19 protein-coding genes are annotated in these 21288 nt (G+C 68.6%); 12 read left to right on the top strand and 7 right to left on the bottom strand.

All coding sequences use genetic code 11. The features are described 5' to 3' along the window. Positions 1-59 precede the first annotated feature (59 nt). Positions 60-2807 carry an aconitate hydratase AcnA gene (gene acnA, locus ABQJ56_RS10840; protein WP_367845033.1) on the bottom strand — a complete coding sequence of 916 codons (2748 nt, stop codon included), beginning with the start codon at positions 2805-2807 and terminating at the stop codon, positions 60-62. A gap of 321 nt (positions 2808-3128) precedes the next feature. On the opposite strand from acnA, the gene ABQJ56_RS10835 reads away from it, so the two are divergent. Further along, the gene (locus ABQJ56_RS10835) at positions 3129-5720 is read left to right on the top strand and encodes a bifunctional aconitate hydratase 2/2-methylisocitrate dehydratase (protein ID WP_367845032.1); all 2592 of its coding nucleotides are present in this window, start codon (positions 3129-3131) and stop codon (positions 5718-5720) included. A gap of 231 nt (positions 5721-5951) precedes the next feature. Continuing rightward, entirely contained in the window at positions 5952-6845 is an 894-nt protein-coding gene (locus ABQJ56_RS10830; protein WP_367845193.1) for a LysR family transcriptional regulator, read from the top strand. Here the strand turns inward: ABQJ56_RS10830 and hflD are convergent. From hflD to ABQJ56_RS10815, 3 genes are read right to left on the bottom strand one after another with little or no spacing between them, the layout of a single operon-like run. Next, positions 6842-7468, bottom strand: a complete 627-nt coding sequence (hflD, locus tag ABQJ56_RS10825; RefSeq protein WP_367845031.1) for a high frequency lysogenization protein HflD — start codon at positions 7466-7468, stop codon at positions 6842-6844. The two genes, ABQJ56_RS10830 and hflD, sit on opposite strands and share 4 nt — an antisense overlap. A 10-nt stretch (positions 7469-7478) precedes the next feature. Continuing rightward, on the bottom strand, positions 7479-8600 hold the full coding sequence (mnmA, locus tag ABQJ56_RS10820; RefSeq protein ID WP_367845030.1) for a tRNA 2-thiouridine(34) synthase MnmA: 1122 nt from the start codon (positions 8598-8600) through the stop codon (positions 7479-7481). Next, positions 8597-9082, bottom strand: a complete 486-nt coding sequence (locus ABQJ56_RS10815; protein WP_367845029.1) for an NUDIX hydrolase — start codon at positions 9080-9082, stop codon at positions 8597-8599. Before ABQJ56_RS10815 ends, mnmA begins: the two co-directional genes overlap by 4 nt. Positions 9083-9196: 114 nt before the next feature. On the opposite strand from ABQJ56_RS10815, the gene clpS reads away from it, so the two are divergent. Then, entirely contained in the window at positions 9197-9523 is a 327-nt protein-coding gene (gene clpS / locus ABQJ56_RS10810; protein WP_367845028.1) for an ATP-dependent Clp protease adapter ClpS, read from the top strand. A gap of 64 nt (positions 9524-9587) precedes the next feature. Beyond that, positions 9588-11861 carry an ATP-dependent Clp protease ATP-binding subunit ClpA gene (gene clpA / locus ABQJ56_RS10805; protein WP_367845027.1) on the top strand — a complete coding sequence of 758 codons (2274 nt, stop codon included), beginning with the start codon at positions 9588-9590 and terminating at the stop codon, positions 11859-11861. Positions 11862-12001: 140 nt separating this feature from the next. On the opposite strand, the gene infA is transcribed toward clpA, so the two are convergent. Both infA and ABQJ56_RS10795 read right to left on the bottom strand, forming a co-directional pair. Continuing rightward, on the bottom strand, positions 12002-12220 hold the full coding sequence (infA, locus tag ABQJ56_RS10800; protein WP_077485337.1) for a translation initiation factor IF-1: 219 nt from the start codon (positions 12218-12220) through the stop codon (positions 12002-12004). 102 nt (positions 12221-12322) lie between these two features. Then, on the bottom strand, positions 12323-12598 hold the full coding sequence (locus ABQJ56_RS10795; protein WP_367845026.1) for a polyhydroxyalkanoic acid system family protein: 276 nt from the start codon (positions 12596-12598) through the stop codon (positions 12323-12325). A 134-nt stretch (positions 12599-12732) separates the two neighbouring features. On the opposite strand from ABQJ56_RS10795, the gene ABQJ56_RS10790 reads away from it, so the two are divergent. From ABQJ56_RS10790 to ABQJ56_RS10765, 6 genes are all read left to right on the top strand, one after another. Further along, complete coding sequence (locus ABQJ56_RS10790) at positions 12733-13500, top strand: FHA domain-containing protein (RefSeq protein WP_367845025.1); 768 nt, start codon at positions 12733-12735, stop codon at positions 13498-13500. Positions 13501-13635: 135 nt separating this feature from the next. Then, positions 13636-14721, top strand: coding sequence for a 3-phosphoserine/phosphohydroxythreonine transaminase (gene serC / locus ABQJ56_RS10785; RefSeq protein ID WP_367845192.1), 1086 nt, complete (start codon positions 13636-13638; stop codon positions 14719-14721). A 61-nt stretch (positions 14722-14782) separates the two neighbouring features. Then, entirely contained in the window at positions 14783-15871 is a 1089-nt protein-coding gene (pheA, locus tag ABQJ56_RS10780; protein ID WP_367845024.1) for a prephenate dehydratase, read from the top strand. Continuing rightward, positions 15868-17178 carry a 3-phosphoshikimate 1-carboxyvinyltransferase gene (aroA, locus tag ABQJ56_RS10775; RefSeq protein ID WP_367845023.1) on the top strand — a complete coding sequence of 437 codons (1311 nt, stop codon included), beginning with the start codon at positions 15868-15870 and terminating at the stop codon, positions 17176-17178. The genes pheA and aroA overlap by 4 nt, the downstream gene beginning before the upstream one ends. Before the next feature lie 44 nt (positions 17179-17222). Further along, entirely contained in the window at positions 17223-17996 is a 774-nt protein-coding gene (kdsB, locus tag ABQJ56_RS10770; RefSeq protein WP_367845022.1) for a 3-deoxy-manno-octulosonate cytidylyltransferase, read from the top strand. Beyond that, a complete protein-coding gene (locus tag ABQJ56_RS10765) occupies positions 17993-18469 on the top strand; it encodes a low molecular weight protein-tyrosine-phosphatase (protein ID WP_367845021.1) in 477 nt (158 codons plus the stop codon). Before kdsB ends, ABQJ56_RS10765 begins: the two co-directional genes overlap by 4 nt. A gap of 71 nt (positions 18470-18540) precedes the next feature. Here ABQJ56_RS10765 and ABQJ56_RS10760 read toward each other — a convergent pair whose 3' ends face one another. Continuing rightward, complete coding sequence (locus ABQJ56_RS10760) at positions 18541-18699, bottom strand: hypothetical protein (protein ID WP_367845020.1); 159 nt, start codon at positions 18697-18699, stop codon at positions 18541-18543. Between the two features lie 76 nt (positions 18700-18775). Between ABQJ56_RS10760 and uvrC the strand changes: the two genes are divergently transcribed. Both uvrC and pgsA read left to right on the top strand, forming a co-directional pair. Further along, the gene (gene uvrC, locus ABQJ56_RS10755) at positions 18776-20602 is read left to right on the top strand and encodes an excinuclease ABC subunit UvrC (protein WP_367845019.1); all 1827 of its coding nucleotides are present in this window, start codon (positions 18776-18778) and stop codon (positions 20600-20602) included. A 71-nt stretch (positions 20603-20673) separates the two neighbouring features. Then, complete coding sequence (pgsA, locus tag ABQJ56_RS10750) at positions 20674-21282, top strand: CDP-diacylglycerol--glycerol-3-phosphate 3-phosphatidyltransferase (RefSeq protein WP_367845018.1); 609 nt, start codon at positions 20674-20676, stop codon at positions 21280-21282. The last annotated feature ends 6 nt before the right edge of the window (positions 21283-21288 follow it).

Genomic DNA, 21288 nt, shown 5'->3' with positions numbered 1-21288 from the left:
ATGGCCGCCCTGCTCGCGGCAAAACCGCTGGCCCTGATTCAACGGTGTCGCGCTTGCGCTCAGGCGGCTTTCTTGCCCGCCAGTTGGCGCAGCACGTACTGCAGGATGCCGCCGTGGCGGAAGAAATCGCGCTCCTTCGGGGTGAGCAGCAGCACCTTCACGGCGAACTCCTTCTTCTTGCCGTCCTTGCCGGTGGCGACCACCTTCGCTGCCTTGGCCTCGCCGCCTTCCAGGCCGGTGATGTCGAAGCTCTCGTAGCCGTCGAGGCCCAGCGACCTGGCGTTCTCGCCGTCCTTGAACTGCAGCGGCAGCACGCCCATGCCGACCAGGTTGGAGCGGTGGATGCGCTCGAAGCTCTCGGCGATCACCGCCTTCACGCCCAGCAGCAGGGTGCCCTTGGCCGCCCAGTCGCGGCTGGAGCCGGTGCCGTACTCCTTGCCGGCGAGCACGATCAGCGGGGTCTTCTCCTGCTTGTACTTCATCGCCGCGTCGTAGATCGCCATCTGCTCGCCCGAGGGCACGTGCCGGGTATAGCCACCCTCGACGCCGTCCAGCATCTGGTTCCTGATGCGGATGTTGGCGAAGGTGCCGCGCACCATCACGTCGTCGTTGCCCCGGCGCGAACCGTAGGAGTTGAAGTCCTTCGGCTCGACGCCCTTCGAGATCAGGAAGCGGCCCGCCGGGCTGTCCTTCTTGATCGAGCCGGCCGGCGAGATGTGGTCGGTGGTGATGGAGTCGCCGAACAGGCCCAGCACGCGGGCGCCGTGGATGTCCTCCACCTTGTCCAGCGCCATCGTCATGCCCTCGAAGTAGGGCGGGTTCTTGATGTAGGTGGAGTCGTTCCACTGGTACGTCGCGCCGTCCGGCGAGGCGATCTGGTTCCAGCGGCTGTCGCCCTTGAACACGTCGGCGTAGTTCTTCTTGAACATCTCCGGATTGATCGCGCCGGCGATGGTGTCGGAGATCTCCTGGTTGGTCGGCCAGATGTCCTTGAGATGGACCGGCTTGCCGTCGCTGCCGGTGCCGATCGCGTCCCTGGTCAGGTCGATGTCCAGCGTGCCGGCCAGCGCGTAGGCGACCACCAGCGGCGGCGAGGCCAGGTAGTTCATCTTCACTTCCGGATGCACGCGGCCCTCGAAGTTGCGGTTGCCGGAGAGCACCGAGGCCACGGCGAGGTCGCCGTCGGCGATGCCCTTGCTGATCTCGACCGGCAGCGGGCCGGAATTGCCGATGCAGGTGGTGCAGCCGTAGCCGACGATGTAGAAGCCGACCTTCTCCAGTTCCTTCAGCAGGCCGGTCTTTTCAAGGTAGTCGGAAACCACCAGCGAGCCGGGGCCGATCGAGGTCTTCACCCACGGCTTGGCCTTCAGGCCTTTCGCCGCGGCCTTCTTCGCGACCAGGCCGGCACCCAGCATCACCGCCGGGTTGGAGGTGTTGGTGCAGGAGGTGATCGCGGCGATCACCACGGCACCGTCGCCCAGCTTGAACTTGTCGCCGTTCAACTCGACATGTTCGCCTTCGCCGAAAGCACTCTCCTCGTGGCCCACCGCGGTGTCGCCGCCTTCGCCGGCGAAACGCTCGATCGTGGTGGCCATCGGTTTGCGTGAGGCGGTGAGGCCGACGACTGCATCCTTGAAGCTCTTGCGCACATCGCCCAGCAGCACGCGGTCCTGCGGACGCTTCGGGCCGGCCATCGACGGCTTCACGTCGGCCAGGTCGAGTTCCAGTGTGGTGGTGAACTCGGGGTGCGGCGCGTGCTCGTCGTGCCACAGGCCCTGCGCCTTGGCATAGGCCTCGACCAGCGCGACATGCTCCTCGCTGCGGCCGGACAGGCGCAGGTAGTTCAGCGCCTCCTGGTCGACCGGGAAGATGCCGCAGGTGGCGCCGTACTCGGGCGCCATGTTGCCGATGGTGGCGCGATCGGCCAGCGCCAGGTGTTTCAGGCCCGGGCCGAAGAACTCCACGAACTTGCCCACCACGCCCAGCTTGCGCAGCATCTGGGTGACGGTGAGCACCAGGTCGGTGGCGGTGACGCCCTCGCTGAGCCTGCCGGTGAGCCTGAAGCCCACCACCTGCGGAATCAGCATCGACGAAGGCTGGCCCAGCATCGCGGCCTCGGCCTCGATGCCGCCCACGCCCCAGCCCAGCACGCCCACGCCGTTGATCATGGTGGTGTGCGAGTCGGTGCCGAACACGGTGTCCGGGTAGGCCCAGTTCTCGCCATCTTTCTCATGCGTGAACACCACGCGGGCGAGGTGCTCCAGGTTCACCTGGTGCACGATGCCGGTGCGCGGCGGCACCACCTTGAAGTTGTTGAACGCCTTCTGGCCCCAGCGCAGGAAGCTGTAACGCTCCTGGTTGCGCTCGAACTCGATCTCGACGTTCTTGTCCAGCGCCGACTCCGAGCCGTACACGTCGACCTGCACCGAGTGGTCGATCACCAGTTCGGCCGGCGCCAGCGGGTTGATCTGGGTGGCGTCGCCGCCCAGTTTCACCACGGCGTCGCGCATCGCGGCCAGGTCCACCACGCAGGGCACGCCGGTGAAGTCCTGCAGCACCACGCGCGCGGGCATGAAGGCGATCTCGGTGTCCGGCTCCTTCTTCGCGTCCCAGTTCGCCACCGCCTCGATTTCCTTCGCGGTGACGTTGACGCCGTCCTCGTGGCGCAACAGGTTCTCCAGCAGGATCTTCATCGAATAGGGCAGGCGCTTGATGTCGAAGCGCTGGCCCAGCCTGGCGAGGCTGGCGAAGCTGTACTTCCTGCCGTTGGCCTCGAAGGTGTCGCGGGTGGCGAATGAATCCTGCATGGCTTGACTCCGGTGGCTCGAATCTGGCGATGGGGTGAACCCCGAGAATCCTACGCCACCGAACGTGAGCGGTATTGCAAGGCTGCATTGCATGATATCGAACGCTGCCGGAAACAGGTTTCCGTTGCCGGTCGCGTGGGGCGACTGGCAAAATTGGTGGCCGAACTTGCTCGTCATCCCGGCGAAAGCCGGGATCCAGTGCCTTCGGGTCATCGAGTGCAAAGCCACTGGATTCCTGCCTGCGCAGGAATGGCGGGCAGAAGCCGCCCTTCGCTCCCTGCGTGCAGGGGAGCAGCCAATCCCCGCCACAGGACGAGCCACATGCTTACCGCCTATCGCCAACATGCTGCCGAGCGCGCCGCGCTGGGCATTCCGCCGCTGCCGCTGTCGGCCCAGCAGACAGCCGATCTGGTCGAATTGCTGAAGAGCCCGCCCGCTGGCGAAGAGGCCTTCCTGGTCGACCTGATCACCAACCGCGTGCCGGCCGGCGTGGACGACGCGGCCAAGGTCAAGGCCGCGTACCTGGCGGCGGTGGCGTTCGGCACCGAGCAGTGCGCGCTGATCTCGCGCGAGCAGGCCACCGAGCTGCTGGGCACCATGCTGGGCGGCTACAACATCCACCCGCTGATCGAGCTGCTCGACGACGCGCAGGTCGGCACCGTGGCCGCCAACGCGCTCAAGCACACCCTGCTGATGTTCGACGCCTTCCACGACGTCAAGGACAGGGCCGACAAGGGCAATGCGAACGCCAGGGCCGTGCTGCAGAGCTGGGCCGACGCCGAGTGGTTCACCAGCAAGCCGGAAGTGCCGGAGAGCCTCACCATCACCGTGTTCAAGGTGCCGGGCGAGACCAACACCGACGACCTGTCGCCGGCCCCCGATGCCACCACGCGCCCGGACATCCCGCTGCACGCGCTGGCCATGCTGAAGAACAAGCGCGACGGTGCGCCGTTCCAGCCGGAGGAAGACGGCAAGCGCGGCCCGATCCGGCTGATCCAGGATCTGAAGCAGAAGGGTCACCTGGTCGCCTACGTGGGCGACGTGGTCGGCACCGGCTCCAGCCGCAAGTCCGCCACCAACTCGGTGCTGTGGTGGACCGGCGAGGACATCCCGTTCATCCCGAACAAGCGCTTCGGCGGCGTGTGCCTGGGCAGCAAGATCGCCCCGATCTTCTACAACACGATGGAAGACGCCGGCGCGCTGCCGATCGAGCTCGACGTGTCGAAGATGGACATGGGCGACGTGGTCGAGCTGCGCCCCTACGAGGGCAAGGCGCTGAAGGACGGCGAAGTGATCGCCGAGTTCCAGGTGAAGTCCGACGTGCTGTTCGACGAAGTGCGCGCCGGCGGCCGCATTCCGCTGATCATCGGCCGCGGCCTCACCGCCAAGGCGCGCGAGGCGCTGGGCCTGCCGGTCTCCACGCTGTTCCGCCTGCCGCAGCAGCCGGCCGATACCGGCAAGGGCTACACGCTGGCGCAGAAGATGGTGGGCCGCGCGGTCGGCCTGCCCGAAGGCCAGGGTGTGCGCCCGGGCACCTACTGCGAGCCGAAGATGACCTCGGTGGGTTCGCAGGACACCACCGGCCCGATGACCCGCGACGAGCTGAAGGACCTGGCCTGCCTGGGCTTCTCGGCCGACCTGGTGATGCAGTCGTTCTGCCACACCGCCGCCTACCCCAAGCCGGTGGACGTGAAGACCCACCACACGCTGCCGGAATTCATCAGCACGCGCGGCGGCATTTCGCTGCGCCCGGGCGACGGCGTGATCCATTCCTGGCTCAACCGCATGCTGCTGCCCGACACCGTCGGCACCGGCGGCGACAGCCACACGCGTTTCCCGATCGGCATCTCGTTCCCGGCCGGCTCCGGCCTGGTGGCCTTCGCCGCCGCCACCGGCGTGATGCCGCTGGACATGCCGGAATCCGTGCTGGTGCGCTTCAAGGGCGAGCTGCAGCCGGGCGTCACCCTGCGTGACCTGGTCAACGCGATCCCCCTGTATGCGATCAAGCAGGGCCTGCTCACCGTCGCCAAGCAGGGCAAGAAGAACATCTTCTCCGGCCGCATCCTGGAAATCGAAGGCCTGCCGAACCTCAAGGTGGAGCAGGCGTTCGAGCTGTCCGATGCGTCGGCCGAACGTTCGGCCGCCGGCTGCACGGTGCACCTGGACAGGGCGCCGATCATCGAATACATGAACAGCAACATCACCCTGCTGAAGGTGATGATCGCCCAGGGCTACAAGGACCCGCGCAGCCTGGAGCGCCGCATCAAGGCGATGGAAGCGTGGCTGGCCAATCCGCAGCTGCTGCAGCGGGATGCGGACGCCGAGTACGCCGCCGTGATCGAGATCGACCTGGCCGACGTGCACGAGCCCATCGTGGCCTGCCCGAACGACCCGGACGACGTGAAGACGCTCAGCGACGTGGCCGGCGCCACCATCGACGAGGTGTTCATCGGCTCGTGCATGACGAACATCGGTCATTTCCGGGCTGCCGCCAAGCTGCTGGAAGGCAAGCGCGACATCCCGACCAAGCTGTGGGTGGCCCCGCCGACCAAGATGGACGCCAGCGAGCTGACCAGCGAAGGCGTCTACGGCACCTTCGGCACCGCCGGCGCGCGCATGGAGATGCCGGGCTGCTCGCTGTGCATGGGCAACCAGGCGCAGGTGCGCGAGGGCGCCACGGTGTTCTCCACCTCCACCCGCAACTTCCCCAACCGCCTGGGCAAGAACTCCAACGTGTACCTGGGCTCGGCCGAACTCGCCGCGATCTGCTCGCGCCTCGGCCGCATCCCGACCCGGGACGAGTACATGGCCGACATCGGCGTGATCAACGCCAACGGCGAGAAGATCTACCGCTACATGAACTTCGACAAGATCCAGGACTACAAGGAAGTCGCGGATACCGTCGCGGCGTAAACCCACGCCTTTCCCCTCTCCCTCCGCGAGAGGGGCAGGGGTGAGGGTTCATGCGAAGCGTGATGTGGAGTTTTCACGCAAGCCTGCAATACGCGCTTCGATCGCACCTCACCCCAACCCCAACCCCAACCCCTCTCCCAAAGGGAGATGGGCTTGAGGCAGACGAAGCCCGGCCTCGCGCCGGGCTTCGTCGTTTATGCTTCGCCCATGGCGGTGACCACGGGCGCGCGGATGATTTCCACCCACATTTCGGCGATCTCGCTGCGCGACCTGATGATGGTGCAGGCCGTGCATCGCCACGGCAGCTTCAACAGCGCGGCGCGGGCCATGCATATCAGCCCGTCCGGGCTGTCACACCAGGTGCAGAAGGTGGAGCAGGCGCTGGGCGCGCCGCTGTTCGAGCGCGGCGGCCGCAAGGTGGTGCCCACCGCGGGCGGCCACCGGTTGCTGGAGCGCATCGACGCCATGATCGCCGCGGCGGAACTGCTGCAACAGACCGCACGCGCCGGGGCCGTGGCCTTCGGCGGCGAACTGCGGCTGGGCGTGCCGGCCTCGCTGGGGCCTTACCTGCTGCCGCACCTGATCGCGCCGTTCCCGCAGCATTTCCCGGGCGTGCGGCTGGGCATCTCCGAGGGCAAGCCGCGCGGCCTGCTGCGCCGCCTGCACGAGGCGGAGCTGGATGCCGTGCTGGCGCCGCTCGCGCCGCTGGCCAGCGGCATCGCGATGCAGCCGTTGTTCTTCGAGCCGTGGGAGGCGATGTTGCGCGCCGACCACCCGCTGGCCGGCCGCCGCAGCGTGGCGCTGGAGCAACTGGAAAAGGCGGATGCGATCCTGATGGCCGAGAGCCACGCCGACGGCGACGGCCACGTGCAGGACGTGAGCCTGGAAAGCCTCGCGGCGCTGGTCATCCTGCGCGGTGGCCATGCGCTGGTGCCCGCGCTGGCGCACGAGCGACTGGCTTCCAAGCCGGACATCGTGCTGGCGAAGATCAAGGGCCAGGCGTCGGGGCGCGAGATCGCGCTGTACTGGCGCGAGGCCACGCCATGGGGCGCCGATCTCGCCGCCTTCGCCAGGCTGCTGCGCGCGCTGGCGAAGCAGTTGCCGGGGCTGAAGCTGCTCGCCTAGCGCCCGCTGTCCAGCGTGGCGCCGGTGAGCAGGCCGCGCGCCAGCATGCTGCACTGTTTGCGGAACAGCAGCAGTTGCCACTGCCGGCCGCCGAGCTGGCGCCACAGCACCGCCGAGCGCACCGCCGCGAGCAGGTTGCTGCGCACCTTCTCGACGATGGCCGCCTGCTGCAGATGCTGTGGATTGCCGTTGACCATCACGCGCGGGCGCAAGGGGGACAGGGTGGCGGCATACAGCTCGGCCAGCCGCGCGGTCACCTGGCTGGAGCCCTGGCCGAAGTGCTCCACCTGGCGCTGGGCGGCGCGGATGCCCTGCTGCAGCTGGTCGAGCAGTTCCGGGCGGCCGGACAGGCTGCGCTCCAGCCGCATCACGGTCATCGCCATGCGGGTCACCGCCATGTCCTCGCTGTTCTCGTCGAGCTGGGACACCAGGTTGCGCAGGCCCAGCCGCACGCTGGCGATGTTGCCGTACACGCCGACCACCGAGGGCGCGTCGATGCGGAACACGCTGGCGACGCTCGCGTCCATCGCGCTCTCGTCGCAGCGGCCCTGGTTGGCCAGTTGCTGCACCAGTGCGCAGGCCTGGTACAGGCCGGCCAGGGCCAGCACGCGTTCCTCGTTCATCGAAAAGGCATCAAGCACCGTCAACTCTCGTTCCGGATGGGGGAAGACCGCCGTAAGGCGCATCGGTGGCGGCGATCACCGCGCCGCCGAGACAGGTTTCGCCGTCGTAGAGCACCACCGACTGGCCGGGCGTCACGGCGCGTTGCGGGGTGTCGAAGCGTACCTCAAGGCCGGTGTCCAGCACCTGCACCTCGCAGGCCTGGTCGGCCTGGCGATAGCGCGTCTTGGCGGTACAGCGGAAACGGGCGGCCGGTGCGTGGCCGGCCACCCAGGTCGGCGCCTCGCTGCGCAGCCGGCGCGAGTCCAGCCAGCGGTTCGCGTTGCCCTGGGCCACGTAGAGCAGGTTGGACGCCACGTCCTTGCCCACCACGTACCATGGCTCGCCGCTGGCGCCCTGGCGGCCGCCGATGCCCAGGCCGTTGCGCTGGCCCAGCGTGTAGTACATCGCGCCCTGGTGCTCGCCGACCCGTTCGCCCGCGGGCGTGCGCATCTCGCCGGACCGGGCCGGGATGTACTGCGCCAGGAAGCTGCGGAAGTCGCGCTCGCCGATGAAGCAGATGCCGGTGGAATCCTTCTTCGCGTGGGTGGGCAGGCGGGCGGCGCGGGCCATCTCGCGTACTTGCGCCTTCGCGATCTCGCCGACCGGGAACAACGTGGCGGCCAGCTGCGCCTGGCCCAGCGCGTGCAGGAAATAGGTCTGGTCCTTGGCTGCATCCACCGCGCGCAGCAGGCGGTATTCACCGTCGCGGAAATCCACGCGGGCGTAGTGCCCGGTGGCGATCTTTTCCGCGCCCAGCGCACGCGCCTCGTCGAGGAAGGTCTTGAACTTGATCTCGCGGTTGCACAGCACGTCGGGGTTGGGCGTGCGACCGGCGCGGTATTCGGCGAGGAAGTGCGCGAACACGCCGTCCCAGTACTCGGCGGCGAAATTGCGCGCGTGGAACGGGATGCCGAGCCGGCCGCACACGGCCACGGCGTCCTTGCGGTCGGCGTCGGCGGTGCAGGGGCCATCGCGGTCGTCCTCCTCCCAGTTCTGCATGAACAGGCCTTCGACCTGGTGGCCGGCCCGTTGCAGCAGCAGCGCCGCCACCGAGGAGTCGACGCCGCCGGAGATGCCCAGCATCACCTTCATGGCGTGGCGCCATCCGGCCACCAGTGCAGCATATCCAGCGGCAGCCGCGCACCGGCCAGCCAGGCGTCGATGCTTTCGAGCACCAGCGGGCTGCGCAGGCGTTCGCCCAGCGCGGCGATCTCGGCACGGCTCAGCCACAGCGCGCGGCGGATGCCGGCGTCCAGCCTGCGCGCGGGATCGTGGGCCAGCGGCCGCGCGGCGAAGCTGAAACGGATCACGCCTTCGCCGTGCTCGGTGCTGCGCCACTGGTGCACGCCGATCAGGTGGGTGGGCTGCACCGCCCAGCCGGTCTCCTCCAGCGTTTCGCGCGCGGCGGCATCGACGAGGCGCTCGCGATCCTCCAGGTGCCCGGCGGGCTGGTTGTAGGCGAGCCGGCCGTTCACTTCTTCCTCGACCATCAGGAAGCGTGCGCCATCGCTCACCACGCAGGCCACGGTGACGTGCGGACGCCAGATCGCATCGGTGGTGGCAGCAGACGACATGAGGGGGAGGGCTGGAAAAGCCGTCATTGTGCCATCACCTGAGAGCCGGGTCGCCGCGAAGCGCGCATGCGGCGCAGCGTATAATCACCATTGTCGAACGAGCACTCGTCATTCATGGCCCACGAACCTGAAAACGAACACGAAAGCGGCCACGGCCTGGCGCTCAAGACCGCGAAGCCGGAAGTGGCGCGGCCACCGCTGTTCCAGGTGGTGCTGCTCAACGACGATTTCACCCCGATGGACTTCGTGGTCGAGGTGCTGCGCGGTTTTTTCGGCCTGGACCAGGAGCGCGCGGTGCAGGTGATGCTCCACGTGCATACCCGCGGCAAGGGCGTATGCGGCGTGTTCACCCGCGAGGTGGCCGAGACCAAGGTCACCCAGGTCAACGAGTATTCACGCTCGCATCAGCACCCTCTGTTGTGCACTATGGAAAAGTTGTAGGCACACCCCATCTTGTAGCCATCGCGGCATAGCCGCCCCTGCCATTGCAACGGAGACGGTCCGGATGTTCAGCAAGGATCTCGAAGTCACCATCGGCCAGTGCTACAAGCAGGCCCGCGAGCAGCGCCACGAGTTCATGACCGTGGAGCACCTGCTGCTCGCACTCACCGGCAACCAGTCCGCGCTGGGCGCCTTGCGCGCCTGCGGCGTGGACCTGCCGCGGCTCACCCACGAGCTGGAGAAGGTCATCGCCGAGACCGTGCCGGTGCTGCCGCACGGCGACGAGCGCGACACCCAGCCCACGCTGGGCTTCCAGCGAGTGCTGCAGCGTGCGGTCTACCACGTGCAATCCTCCGGGCGGAAGGAGGTCACCGGCGCCAACGTGCTGGTGGCGATCTTCGGCGAGAAGGATTCCCATGCCGTGTACTTCCTGCACCAGCAGGAGATCACCCGGCTGGACGTGGTCAACTACATCTCGCACGGCATCGCCAAGGTGGGCGACGATACTGCCACCGGCACCCCCGGCGGCGGCGAGCGCGAGGGCGAGGAGGGCGGCGAGGCGAAGGGCAACCCGTTGTCCGAATACGCCAGCAACCTCAACGAGCTGGCGCTGGAAGGCAAGATCGACCCGCTGATCGGCCGCGCCGACGAGATCGAGCGCACCATCCAGGTGCTGTGCCGCCGCCGCAAGAACAATCCGCTGTACGTGGGCGACGCCGGCGTGGGCAAGACCGCGCTGGCCGAGGGCCTGGCCAAGCGCATCGTCGACGGCGAAGTGCCCGCGGTGCTGGAGAACGCCACGATCTGGGCGCTGGACCTGGGCGCGCTGGTGGCAGGCACCAAGTACCGCGGCGACTTCGAGAAGCGCCTGAAGGGCGTGATCGCCCAGCTGAAGAAGCAGCCCGGGGCGATCCTGTTCATCGACGAGATCCACACCATCATCGGCGCCGGTTCCGCCTCGGGCGGCACCATGGACGCGTCCAACCTGATCAAGCCGCTGCTGGCCTCCGGCGAGCTGCGCTGCATCGGCTCGACCACGTTCCAGGAATACCGCGGCGTGTTCGAGAAGGACCGCGCGCTGGCGCGGCGCTTCCAGAAGATCGATGTGGTCGAGCCCTCGGTGGCCGACAGCATCGAGATCCTCAAGGGCTTGCGCTCGCGCTTCGAGGAGCACCACAACGTCATCTACACCAACGAGTCGCTGAAGGCGGCGGTGGACCTGTCGGTGAAGCACATCCCCGACCGCCTGCTGCCGGACAAGGCGATCGACGTGATCGACGAGGCCGGCGCCCGCCAGCGCCTGCTGCCCGAGGAGCAGCGCAGCGGCAAGGTGGACGTGCCCGAGGTGGAGTACATCGTCGCCAAGATGGCGCGCATCCCGGCCAAGCAGGTCTCGGCGTCCGACCGCGACGTGCTGAAGAACCTGGAGCGCAACCTGAAGATGGTGGTGTTCGGCCAGGATGCGGCGATCGAGGCGCTGGCCGCCTCGATCAAGATGGCGCGCTCCGGCCTGGCCGACCCGGCCAAGCCGATCGGCTGCTTCCTGCTCGCCGGTCCCACCGGCGTGGGCAAGACCGAGGTCACCCGCCAGCTCGCGCTGCAGCTCGGCATCGAGATGATCCGCTTCGACATGTCCGAGTACATGGAGGCGCACTCGGTATCGCGCCTGGTTGGCGCGCCCCCGGGCTACGTGGGCTTCGACCAGGGCGGCCTGCTCACCGAGGCGGTGACCAAGCACCCGCACGCGGTGCTGCTGCTGGACGAGATCGAGAAGGCGCACCCGGACGTCTACAACATCCTGCTGCAGGTGATGGACCGCGGCGTGCTCACCGACACCAACGGGCGCGAGGCGAACTTCAAGAACGTGGTCCTGGTGATGACCACCAACGCCGGCGCAGCGCAGGCTGCCCGGCGCAGCATCGGCTTCGTGGAGCAGAGCCATCGCACCGACTCGATGGAGGTCATCCGCCGCAGCTTCACGCCGGAGTTCCGCAACCGCCTCGACGCGATCATCCAGTTCAACGCGCTGGACTTCGAGCACATCCTGCGCGTGGTGGACAAGTTCCTGATCGAGCTGGAGGCCCAGCTCGGCGAGAAACACGTGAGCCTGGACGTGGACGCCGAGGCGCGCCGCTGGCTGGCCGAGCACGGCTTCGACGCGCAGATGGGCGCCCGCCCGATGGCGCGGGTGATCCAGGAGAAGGTGAAGCGCGCGCTGGCCGACGAGCTGCTGTTCGGCAAGCTGGCCGAGGGCGGCAAGGTGACGCTGGGCGTGAAGGACGGCGAGCTGGTGGTGGGCTGCGAAGCCGCCGAGAAACTGCCGGCCGTGGTGGAGTAGGCGCCGGGCGTCAACGCCGGGCAACACAAAAGGCCGCGCAATGCGCGGCCTTTTCGTGATCTTTTGCGATCATCCATGATCGCGAAGGTCACACGGGCAGCCATCCATGGCTGCACTTTCCATCCGGTGCGGCTGCTGCCTTATTTCATGCGGTAGGTGATCCGCCCCTTGCTCAGGTCGTACGGGGTCATCTCGATCTTGACCTTGTCGCCCGTGAGGATGCGGATGTAATGCTTGCGCATGCGCCCGGAGATGTGGGCGATGACTACGTGCCCGTTCTCCAGCTGCACGCGGAACATGGTGTTGGGCAGGGTCTCCAGGACCGTGCCTTCCATTTCGATGACGTCGTCTTTGGCCATGTGTTCCGGGTCACGCGCGGCCGTGATGACCGCGTAAGCCGGCAAGTATGCCACGGTCGGGCGTCCGGTCAAAGAAACGTTATGGCACGGCAGGCCAGGCCGTCAGGCGAAGTGCTCGTCCAGCCTGCGCCGGATCTCCTGCTCGATCATGCCCTTGAGCGGAGACAGCAGCAGGCCCAGCTCGGCGCGCACCCGGATCGCATCGGCGCCCACGGCGATCTGGCCGTTCAGGCCGGGGCGGGAGAAATGCAGGGTGTCACCCTGCCAGCGGCCTTCGAGATCGAATTTCTCGTGCATGCGCGCGGCCACCTTCTCGACCACGGCGCGGGCTTCCGGCAGCGGCAGGCGATGGGGGCGGTGGATGTCGATGCTGGGCATGCGGAGCTCCGTCGGGGACGGGCATGATAAGCCCTCGTGCGCCGCGATTCGACGAGGCCTGCAGTCCGGCAAAGCGTGAACGAGTGCTCAGGAATCGCATGCTAGAGTGCCGTGGTCAATGGACTGGTACGGCGATGCGCATCGAGTTTCTCCATTCCGCCCGCGAAGATTTCCCGTGGGCCAGGCCACAATTGCGGATAGGCAGTGCGACGGACAATGACCTGGTGCTGTCGGCGACGCAGGCCGCGCCGCGGCATCTGCGCATCGAGCAGGATCGGCGCGGCTGGGTGCTGCAGGTGCTGCCCTCGGCCACGCGCGTGTACGTGAACGCGCGGCCGGTGCGCGAACGCGCCTTGCTGCGTCCCGGAGACATGCTGAGCGTAGGCGACTGCCGCATGCTGCTGCGCGACGACGTGTCACCGGAACAGCGCGTCGCACCGGCGGCCCCGGCGGAGGCGCGGTGCACCGCCGCATTGCGCGCGCTGGGCGGCGTCCTGTCCGGCAAGGTCCTGCCGATCGGCAACGGCCTGGAGCTGGGGCCCTACGGCCGCTGCCCGCTGGAGTTGCCGCAAGGCGAGGTGGCGAGCCTGAAGCTGGGCTGGGAGGACGATGGCCTGGTGCTCGAGACGACGCAGGCGTCGGCGACCTATCCGTTGCGGGTGAACGGCGTGCCGGTGCAGCGCGTGGTGCTGCAGCCGGGCGACCAGCTCAGCCTGGGGCCGCATCGTTTCGTGTTCGATGCGCCGGGCATGGAGGCGGAGCCTGTGGTCGCGCCGCCCGAGCCGCCGGCGCCGGCCCTGCCCGAGGATGCCGCCGGTCCGCGTGGCGAGGTGTGGTGGCTGATCGTCACCGCCGCGGTGCTGGCGCTGGGCATCGCGCTGGTGCTCTGGATCCGTTTTTGAGGTTTGCCATTGCGGTCATCCTTGATCGCGAAAATCAAACGGGCGGCCATCCATGGCCGCACTACGCAACAATGTTGACGGTTCCATGCTGCGGCGCGGCATAATGCGGCGAACGCAGCCATGGGAACAGCTTCGGTGAGCCAGGTGTGGAATTTCAGTGCGGGCCCGGCGGCACTGCCGCGCGAGGTGCTCGAACGCGCGCAGCGCGCGCTGCTGGACTGGGACGGCAGCGGCATGTCGGTGATGGAGCAGTCGCACCGCGGCAAGCGCTTCATCGCGATGGCGGCCCGCACCGAGGCGGACCTGCGCGAACTGGCCGCGATCCCCGACGACTACGCCGTGCTGTTCCTGCAGGGCGGCGCCACCCAGCACTTCGCACAGATCCCGATGAACCTGGCGGGCGAGGGCGACAGCGCCGACTACATCGTCAACGGCCACTGGGGCGCCAAGGCGGCCGGCGAGGCGGCGTCCTACGTGAGGGTCAACGTGGCCGCCGACGGCAAGTCCGACGGCTACCGTCGCCTGCCTCCGCGCGAGGAATGGAAGCTGGACCCGCGCGCCGCCTATGTGCACTACACGCCGAACGAGACCATCCACGGCGTGCAGCACCACGAGGTGCCCGACGTCGGCGGGGTGCCGCTGGTGGCGGACATGTCTTCCGACATCCTCTCGGCGCCGCTGGATGTGCGCCGCTTCGGGCTGATCTACGCCGGCGCGCAGAAAAACATCGGCCCGTCCGGCCTGGTGCTGATGGTCGTGCGCCGCGACCTGCTGCAGCGCGCGACGCGTCCGATGGCGAAAATCTTCCGCTACGCCGAGCATGCGGCGAACGACTCCATGCTCAACACGCCGAACACCTGGGGCTGGTACCTCGCCGGGCTCACCTTCCAGTGGCTGAAGGCGCAGGGCGGCCTCGCCGCGATGGCCGAGCGCAACCGCATCAAGGCCGAGCGGCTTTACGCGGCGATCGACGGTTCCGGCGGCTACTACCGCAACCCGGTCGACCCCGCCGCGCGCTCGCGCATGAACGTGCCGTTCACCTTGCACGACGCCGCGCTGGACGCACCGTTCCTCGCCGAATCCGAAGCCGCCGGACTCATCGCGCTCAAGGGCCACAAGGCGCTGGGCGGCATGCGCGCCTCGCTCTACAACGCGGTGCCGCCGGAGGCGGTGGAGGCACTGGTCGCGTTCATGCGCGACTTCGCGACGCGACACGGGTGAGCGTTTCGGGCATCATGCATTTGGCCTTCTATCCATCCAGACATCCGCCAAGATACCCGCCATGACCGAAAGCAAGACCTCGCTGGCCGACGTGCGCGAGCGCATCGACAGCATCGACCGGCAGATCCAGGAGCTGATCTCCGAGCGTGCGAACTGGGCGCAGGAAGTGGCGCGGGTGAAGGGTGAGGGCTTGTCCGCGATCGACTACTACCGCCCCGAGCGCGAGGCGCACGTGCTGCGCATGGTGGTGGACCGCAACAAGGGGCCGCTGCCGGACGCGGAGATGGTGCGGCTGTTCCGCGAGATCATGTCCTCCTGCCTGGCGCAGGAAGACCCGTTGAAGATCGGCTACCTCGGCCCGGAGGGCACCTTCAGCGAGCAGGCGGTGCGCAAGCACTTCGGCCATGCCGCCTACGGCCTGCCGCTGGGCAGCATCGAGGAGGTGTTCCAGGAGGTCGCCGCCGGCCATGCCGACTTCGGCGTGGTGCCGGTGGAGAACTCGGGGCAGGGCATGATCCAGGTGACGCTGGACATGTTCCTCACTTCCGACGCGCGCATCTGCGGCGAAGTCGAGCTGCGCGTGCACCAGTGCCTGCATTCGATGGCGGGACGGCTGGAGGACATCAAGCGCGTCTACGCCCATGCGCAGTCGCTGCAGCAGTGCAAGACCTGGCTGCGCATGAACCTGCCCGGCGTGGAGTGCGAGGCGGTCAGCAGCAACGCCGAGGCGACGCGGCTGGCGCGCCACGCCGACGACGTGGGCGCGATCGCCGGCGAGATCGCCGGCAAGGTGTACGGCTTGCGCACCCTGGCCACCGGCATCGAGGATCGCGCCGACAACACCACGCGCTTCCTGGTGATCGGCCGCAGCCTGTTCCCGCCCTCGGGCAACGACCGCACCTCGCTGCTGATCACGGTGAACGACCAGCCGGGCGCGCTGTACCACGTGCTCAGCCCGTTCGCGCAGCACGGGGTGAGCCTCAACCGCATCGAGTCGCGTCCCGCGCACAGCGGCAAGTGGCAGTACGCGTTCTTCATCGACGTCTCCGGCCACATCCAGGACGAGGCGCTGCAGGCGGCGGTGAAGGAGATCGAGCAGTCGGTGGCGCAGTTGCGCGTGCTCGGCTCCTACCCGGTGGCGCTGCCGTGAGCGGGCGGCTGGATTGGCGCAGCGGCCCGGCCGGCCCGCTGCGGGGCGGCGTGGGCGTGCCGGGCGACAAGTCCGTGTCGCATCGTGCACTGATGTTCGGCGCGCTGGCCGAAGGCGGCTCGCGCATCCGCGGCTTCCTCGAAGGCGAGGACACCCGCGCCACCGCCGCCGTGCTGCAGCAGCTGGGCGTGCGCATCGAGACCCCGGCCGCAGGCGAGCGCCTGGTGCACGGCGTGGGCCTGCATGGCCTGCACGCGAGCGGCGAGCCGCTGGATTGCGGCAACGCCGGCACCGGCATGCGCCTGCTGGCCGGCCTGCTGGCCGGGCAGGCGTTCGACAGCACCCTGGTCGGCGACGCCTCGCTGTCGAAGCGGCCGATGCGCCGAGTCACCGATCCGCTGGCCGCGATGGGCGCACGCATCGACACGCAGGACGGCCTGCCGCCACTGCACGTGCGCGGCGGCCAGCGCCTGCACGGCATCCGCTACGAGCTGCCGGTGGCCAGCGCGCAGGTGAAGTCCGCGCTGCTGCTGGCCGGCCTGTATGCCGAGGGCGAAACCGAAGTCATCGAGCCGCACCCGACGCGCGACTACACCGAGCGCATGCTGGCCGCGTTCGGCTGGCCGATCTCGTTCGAGCCCGGCCGCGCGCAGCTGTCCGGTGGCCATGCGCTGCGCGCTACCGACGTGGACGTGCCGGCGGATTTTTCCTCCGCCGCGTTTTTCCTCGTTGCCGCCAGCATCGTGCCCGGCTCCGAGTTGCGCCTGCCGGCCGTGGGACTCAACCCGCGTCGCACCGGCCTGCTGCAGGCGTTGCGCCTGATGGGGGCGGACATCCGCATCGAGAACCCGCGCGAAAGCGGCGGCGAACCGCTGGGCGACATCGTGGTGCGCCATGCGCCACTGCACGGCGTCGAGCTGCCCGAAGCGCTGGTGCCGGACATGATCGACGAATTCCCGGCGCTGTTCGTCGCCGCGGCCGTGGCCGAAGGCCGCACCGTGATCCGCGGCGCGGCCGAGTTGCGCGTGAAGGAATCCGACCGTCTCGCCGCCATGGCCGCCGGCCTGCGCGTCCTGGGCATCACCGTGGACGAAACGCCGGATGGCGCGACCATCCACGGCGGCACGCTCGCCGGCGGCACGGTGGAAAGCCTCACCGACCATCGCATCGCGATGAGCTTCGCGGTGGCCGGGCTGGTGGCGCAGTCACCGGTGCGCATCAACGACTGCCGCCACGTGGCCACCTCGTTCCCGGGCTTCATGGAACTGGCCAACGGCTGCGGCTTCGCGCTGGAAGCCGCGGCCTGACCGGCGGGATGCGCTAGGCTTGGCGCCCTTGTCGCGAGGTCGCCATGCCCATCGTTCCGCCCTTCATCGTCGCCATCCCGGCCCGCTACGGTTCCACCCGCCTGCCGGCCAAGCCGCTGCGCGAGATCGCCGGCGTGCCGATGGTGGTGCGCGTGGCGCAGCGGGCCTTGCAGGCCGGCGCGACGGACGTGGTGGTGGCGACGGACGATGCGCGTATCGCCGACGCGCTGGCCGGGCAGGGCGTCAAGGTGTGCATGACGCGCGCCGACCATGCCTCGGGCAGCGACCGCCTTGCCGAATGCGCCGCGCTGTGCGGCTGGACCGACGACGCCATCGTGGTGAACCTGCAGGGCGATGAGCCGTTCGCGCCTGCCGCGGGCATCCGCGAAGTCGCGCACGCGCTGGCCGAGGATGACGCCCCGATGGCCACCCTGGCCGCACCCGTCACCGGGACGCACGAACTGTTCGACCCCAACGTAGTGAAGCTGGTGCGCGATGCGCGCGGCCGCGCGCTGTACTTCAGCCGTGCGCCGCTGCCGTGGGCGCGCGATGCCTTCGCGATGCACAGCAACGTGCTTCCGGCGGGCGTGCCGTTCCTGCGCCACATCGGCATCTATGCCTATCGCGCCGGCTTCCTTGCGCAGTACGCGCGGCTGGTGCGCACGCCGCTGGAACAGGCCGAGTCGCTGGAACAGCTGCGCGTACTGGAGCATGGCCATGCCATCGCGGTGCGGCTCACGCCCGAGCCGTTCCCGCCGGGCATCGACACCGAGGCCGATCTCGCGCGCGCCGAGCAATGGCTGCAGACCCTGGGATGAGCGTGCGCCGCGTGCTGTTCGTCTGCCTGGGCAACATCTGCCGTTCGCCGCTGGTGGAAGCCGTGGCACGCCGGCGTCTGGCCGAGGCGGGGCTGGATGTGGCCGTGGCCTCGTGCGGCACGGGCGGATGGCATGCCGGTGAGGGCGCCGACCCGCGCATGGTCGCGGCGGCACGGGCCGCGGGCCATGACTTGTCGAAGCATTGCGCGCGCCAGTTGCGCGAGTGCGATTTCGACGATTTCGACCTGCTGCTGGCGATGGATCGCGACAACCTGTGCGGCCTGCGCAGGCTTGCCGGCACGCCCGAGCCGGCGGATCGGACCGCACTGTTCCTGGAATGGACAGGCGCGGCGCCGCCACTGGAATTTCCCGATCCGTGGCACGGCGACGCGGCCGGTTTCGCGTCGGCCGTGAAACTGGCCGAGCGTGGTGTCACCGGTCTGATCGAGCGCCTGCACAGCGTCGACCGCTGAAGCCTCTGGAACTGTCCGGTCGATCGAGCTACTGCGCGGCATCCCGGCCTTCGCCAGAACGACGAACAGGATCAGCGCCGCTGGCGCAGCTTCGCGATGAAGACGCCGAACAGGATCAGGCCGAGCACGAGGCCGATGCCGGCGCCCCACAACGCCCCCCGGTCGCCCCACAGCCAGTCACCGATCAGCGCGCCAAGCACGAACAGGATGGGGATCGGCAGGCAACCCATGAACCTCTCCGCCAGGCTATCGACAGGGGCGCCCATGATACCGGCCACGGCCCGGCGAACCGGCTAAAATCCCTGCATGCCATCCGACACGCCGCCCGCCTTCGACGGCAAGGCCTTCGTCCGCACCCTGACCACTTCGCCCGGCGTCTACCGTTACTTCGACGCGGACGGCGAGCTGCTTTACGTGGGCAAGGCAGGCAACCTCAGGAAGCGCGTCGGCAGCTATTTCCTGAAGCCGCGGCTGGAGCCGCGCATCGCCGCGATGATCGCGCAGATCGCCCGCTGCGAGATCACCGTGACCCGCACGGAAGGCGAGGCGCTGCTGCTGGAATCGCAGCTGATCAAGTCGCTGAAGCCGCGCTACAACATCATGTTGCGCGACGACAAGAGCTACCCGTACATCTACCTGTCCGGGGGCGAGGACTATCCGCGGCTGGCCTTCCACCGCGGCGCGAAGAACCTGCCGGGGCGCTACTTCGGGCCTTACCCGAGCACCTTCGCGGTGCGCGAGAGCCTGGGCCTGATGCAGAAGCTGTTCAAGGTGCGCCAGTGCGAGGACAGCTATTTCCGCAACCGTTCGCGGCCCTGCCTGCAGTACCAGATCGGCCGCTGCACCGCGCCATGCGTGGGGCTGGTGTCGAAAGAGGACTACGCCAGCGACGTGCGCCATGCCGAGATGTTCCTGGGCGGCCGCAGCAGCGCGGTGATCGACGAACTGGCCGTGGCGATGGAGCAGGCCAGCGCAGGGCTGGACTTCGAGCGCGCCGCCGCGTTGCGCGACCAGGTGGCCGCGTTGCGGCAATTGCAGGCGCAGCACCACGTGCAGGGCGCCAGCGCGGACATGGACGTGATCGCCTGCCGCATCGAGTCGGGCCTGGCCTGCGTCAGCGTGCTGTTCTTCCGCGACGGCATCAGCCTGGGTACGCGCGACTTCTTCCCGCGGCTGCCGCTGGACGCCGAACCGGCCGACCTGCTGGCGCAGTTCGTGGCGCAGTACTACCTGGACCGCCCGGTGCCGCGCGAGCTGATCCTCGGCGACGACCTGCCGGAACAGGACATGCTGGCCGACATGCTCGCGACGCAGAGCGGCCATGCGGTGGAGCTGAAGAGCCGCGTGCGCGGCGAACGCGCGCGCTTCCTGCAGATGGCCGAACGCAACGCGCAGGCCTCGCTGACCCAGCGCCTGGCCAGCCGGCAGACCCTGGGCACGCGCTTCGAGGATCTGCAGAAGCTGCTGGAACTGCCCGAGCCACCGCGGCGCATCGAGTGCTTCGACATCAGCCATACCCGCGGCGAACTCACCGTGGCGTCCTGCGTGGTGTTCGGGCCGGAGGGGCCGGAGAAGTCGCACTACCGCCGCTTCAACATCGCCGGCATCACGCCAGGCGACGATTACGCGGCGATGCACCAGGCACTGACGCGGCGCTTCCGCAAGGTGGCCGAAGGCGAGGGCGCGAAGCCCGATGTGCTGCTGATCGACGGTGGCGGCGGCCAGGTGGCGCAGGCGCTGGGCGTGCTGAAGGAACTGGGCGTGGCCGGCATCCACGTGGTCGGAGTGGCCAAGGGACCGGCGCGGCGCGCGGGCGAGGAAACCCTGATCCTGGTCGACCAGGGCCGCGAGATCCATCCCGGCCCGACTTCGCCGGCCCTGCACCTGGTGGCGGCAGTACGCGACGAGTCGCACCGTTTCGCGATCAGCGGCCACCGCAAGCGGCGCGAGAAGGCGCGCGAGCGCAGCGTGCTGGAAGACGTGCCCGGTGTGGGTGCGCGGCGCCGCGCCGCGCTGCTGAAGACCTTCGGCGGCCTGGCCGGCGTGGAGGCCGCCGGCGTGGAAGAGCTGATGCGCGTGAAGGGGATCGACCGCGGCCTGGCCGAACGCATCTACGGCGCGCTGCACGGCTGAATGTTCCGCCATGCCGCGCTGCGCAGTGGCGCGGCGGCGTGCGACACTGTGGAAAATCCGCAGGCGCCCCCATGCACATCAACCTCCCCACCTGGCTGACCCTGTTCCGCGTGCTGTTGCTGCCGGTGATGGTGGTGGTGTTCTACCTGCCGTTCCACGGCCACAACATCACCGCGGCGATCGTGTTCCTGCTCGCCGCGGTCACCGACTGGCTGGACGGCTTCCTCGCGCGGCGGATGAACCTCACCTCGGCGTTCGGCGCGTTCCTCGATCCGGTGGCCGACAAGCTGATGGTGGCGGTGACCCTGTTCCTGCTGGTGGAATCGCATCCGGAGGGCTGGTCCAGCATCGTGATGGCGGTGACCGCGGCGGTGATCGTGGGGCGCGAGATCAGCATTTCCGCGCTGCGCGAATGGATGGCCGAGGTCGGCATGCGCGCCACGGTGAAGGTCGCCTTCATCGGCAAGCTGAAGACGGTGATGCAGATCGTGGCGCTGGTGGTGCTGATCGTGCAGCACGAGAAGGAGGCCACCGCGCTGCGCCTGTACCACATCGGCGAGGCGCTGCTGGTGATTGCCGGCGTGCTCACCATCTGGTCGGGCCTGTACTACCTGCACGCCGCCTGGCCCACCCTGCGCGGCGACGCGCCGCGGCAGCCGGGCGCGCATGGCGGCGCTTGAACAGGG

It is taken from the genome of Rhodanobacter geophilus, assembly GCF_040812275.1.
Lineage (GTDB): Bacteria > Pseudomonadota > Gammaproteobacteria > Xanthomonadales > Rhodanobacteraceae > Rhodanobacter_A > Rhodanobacter_A geophilus.
Note: the sequence above shows the minus strand (reverse complement) of the source record. Positions and strands in the feature narration are given on the sequence as shown.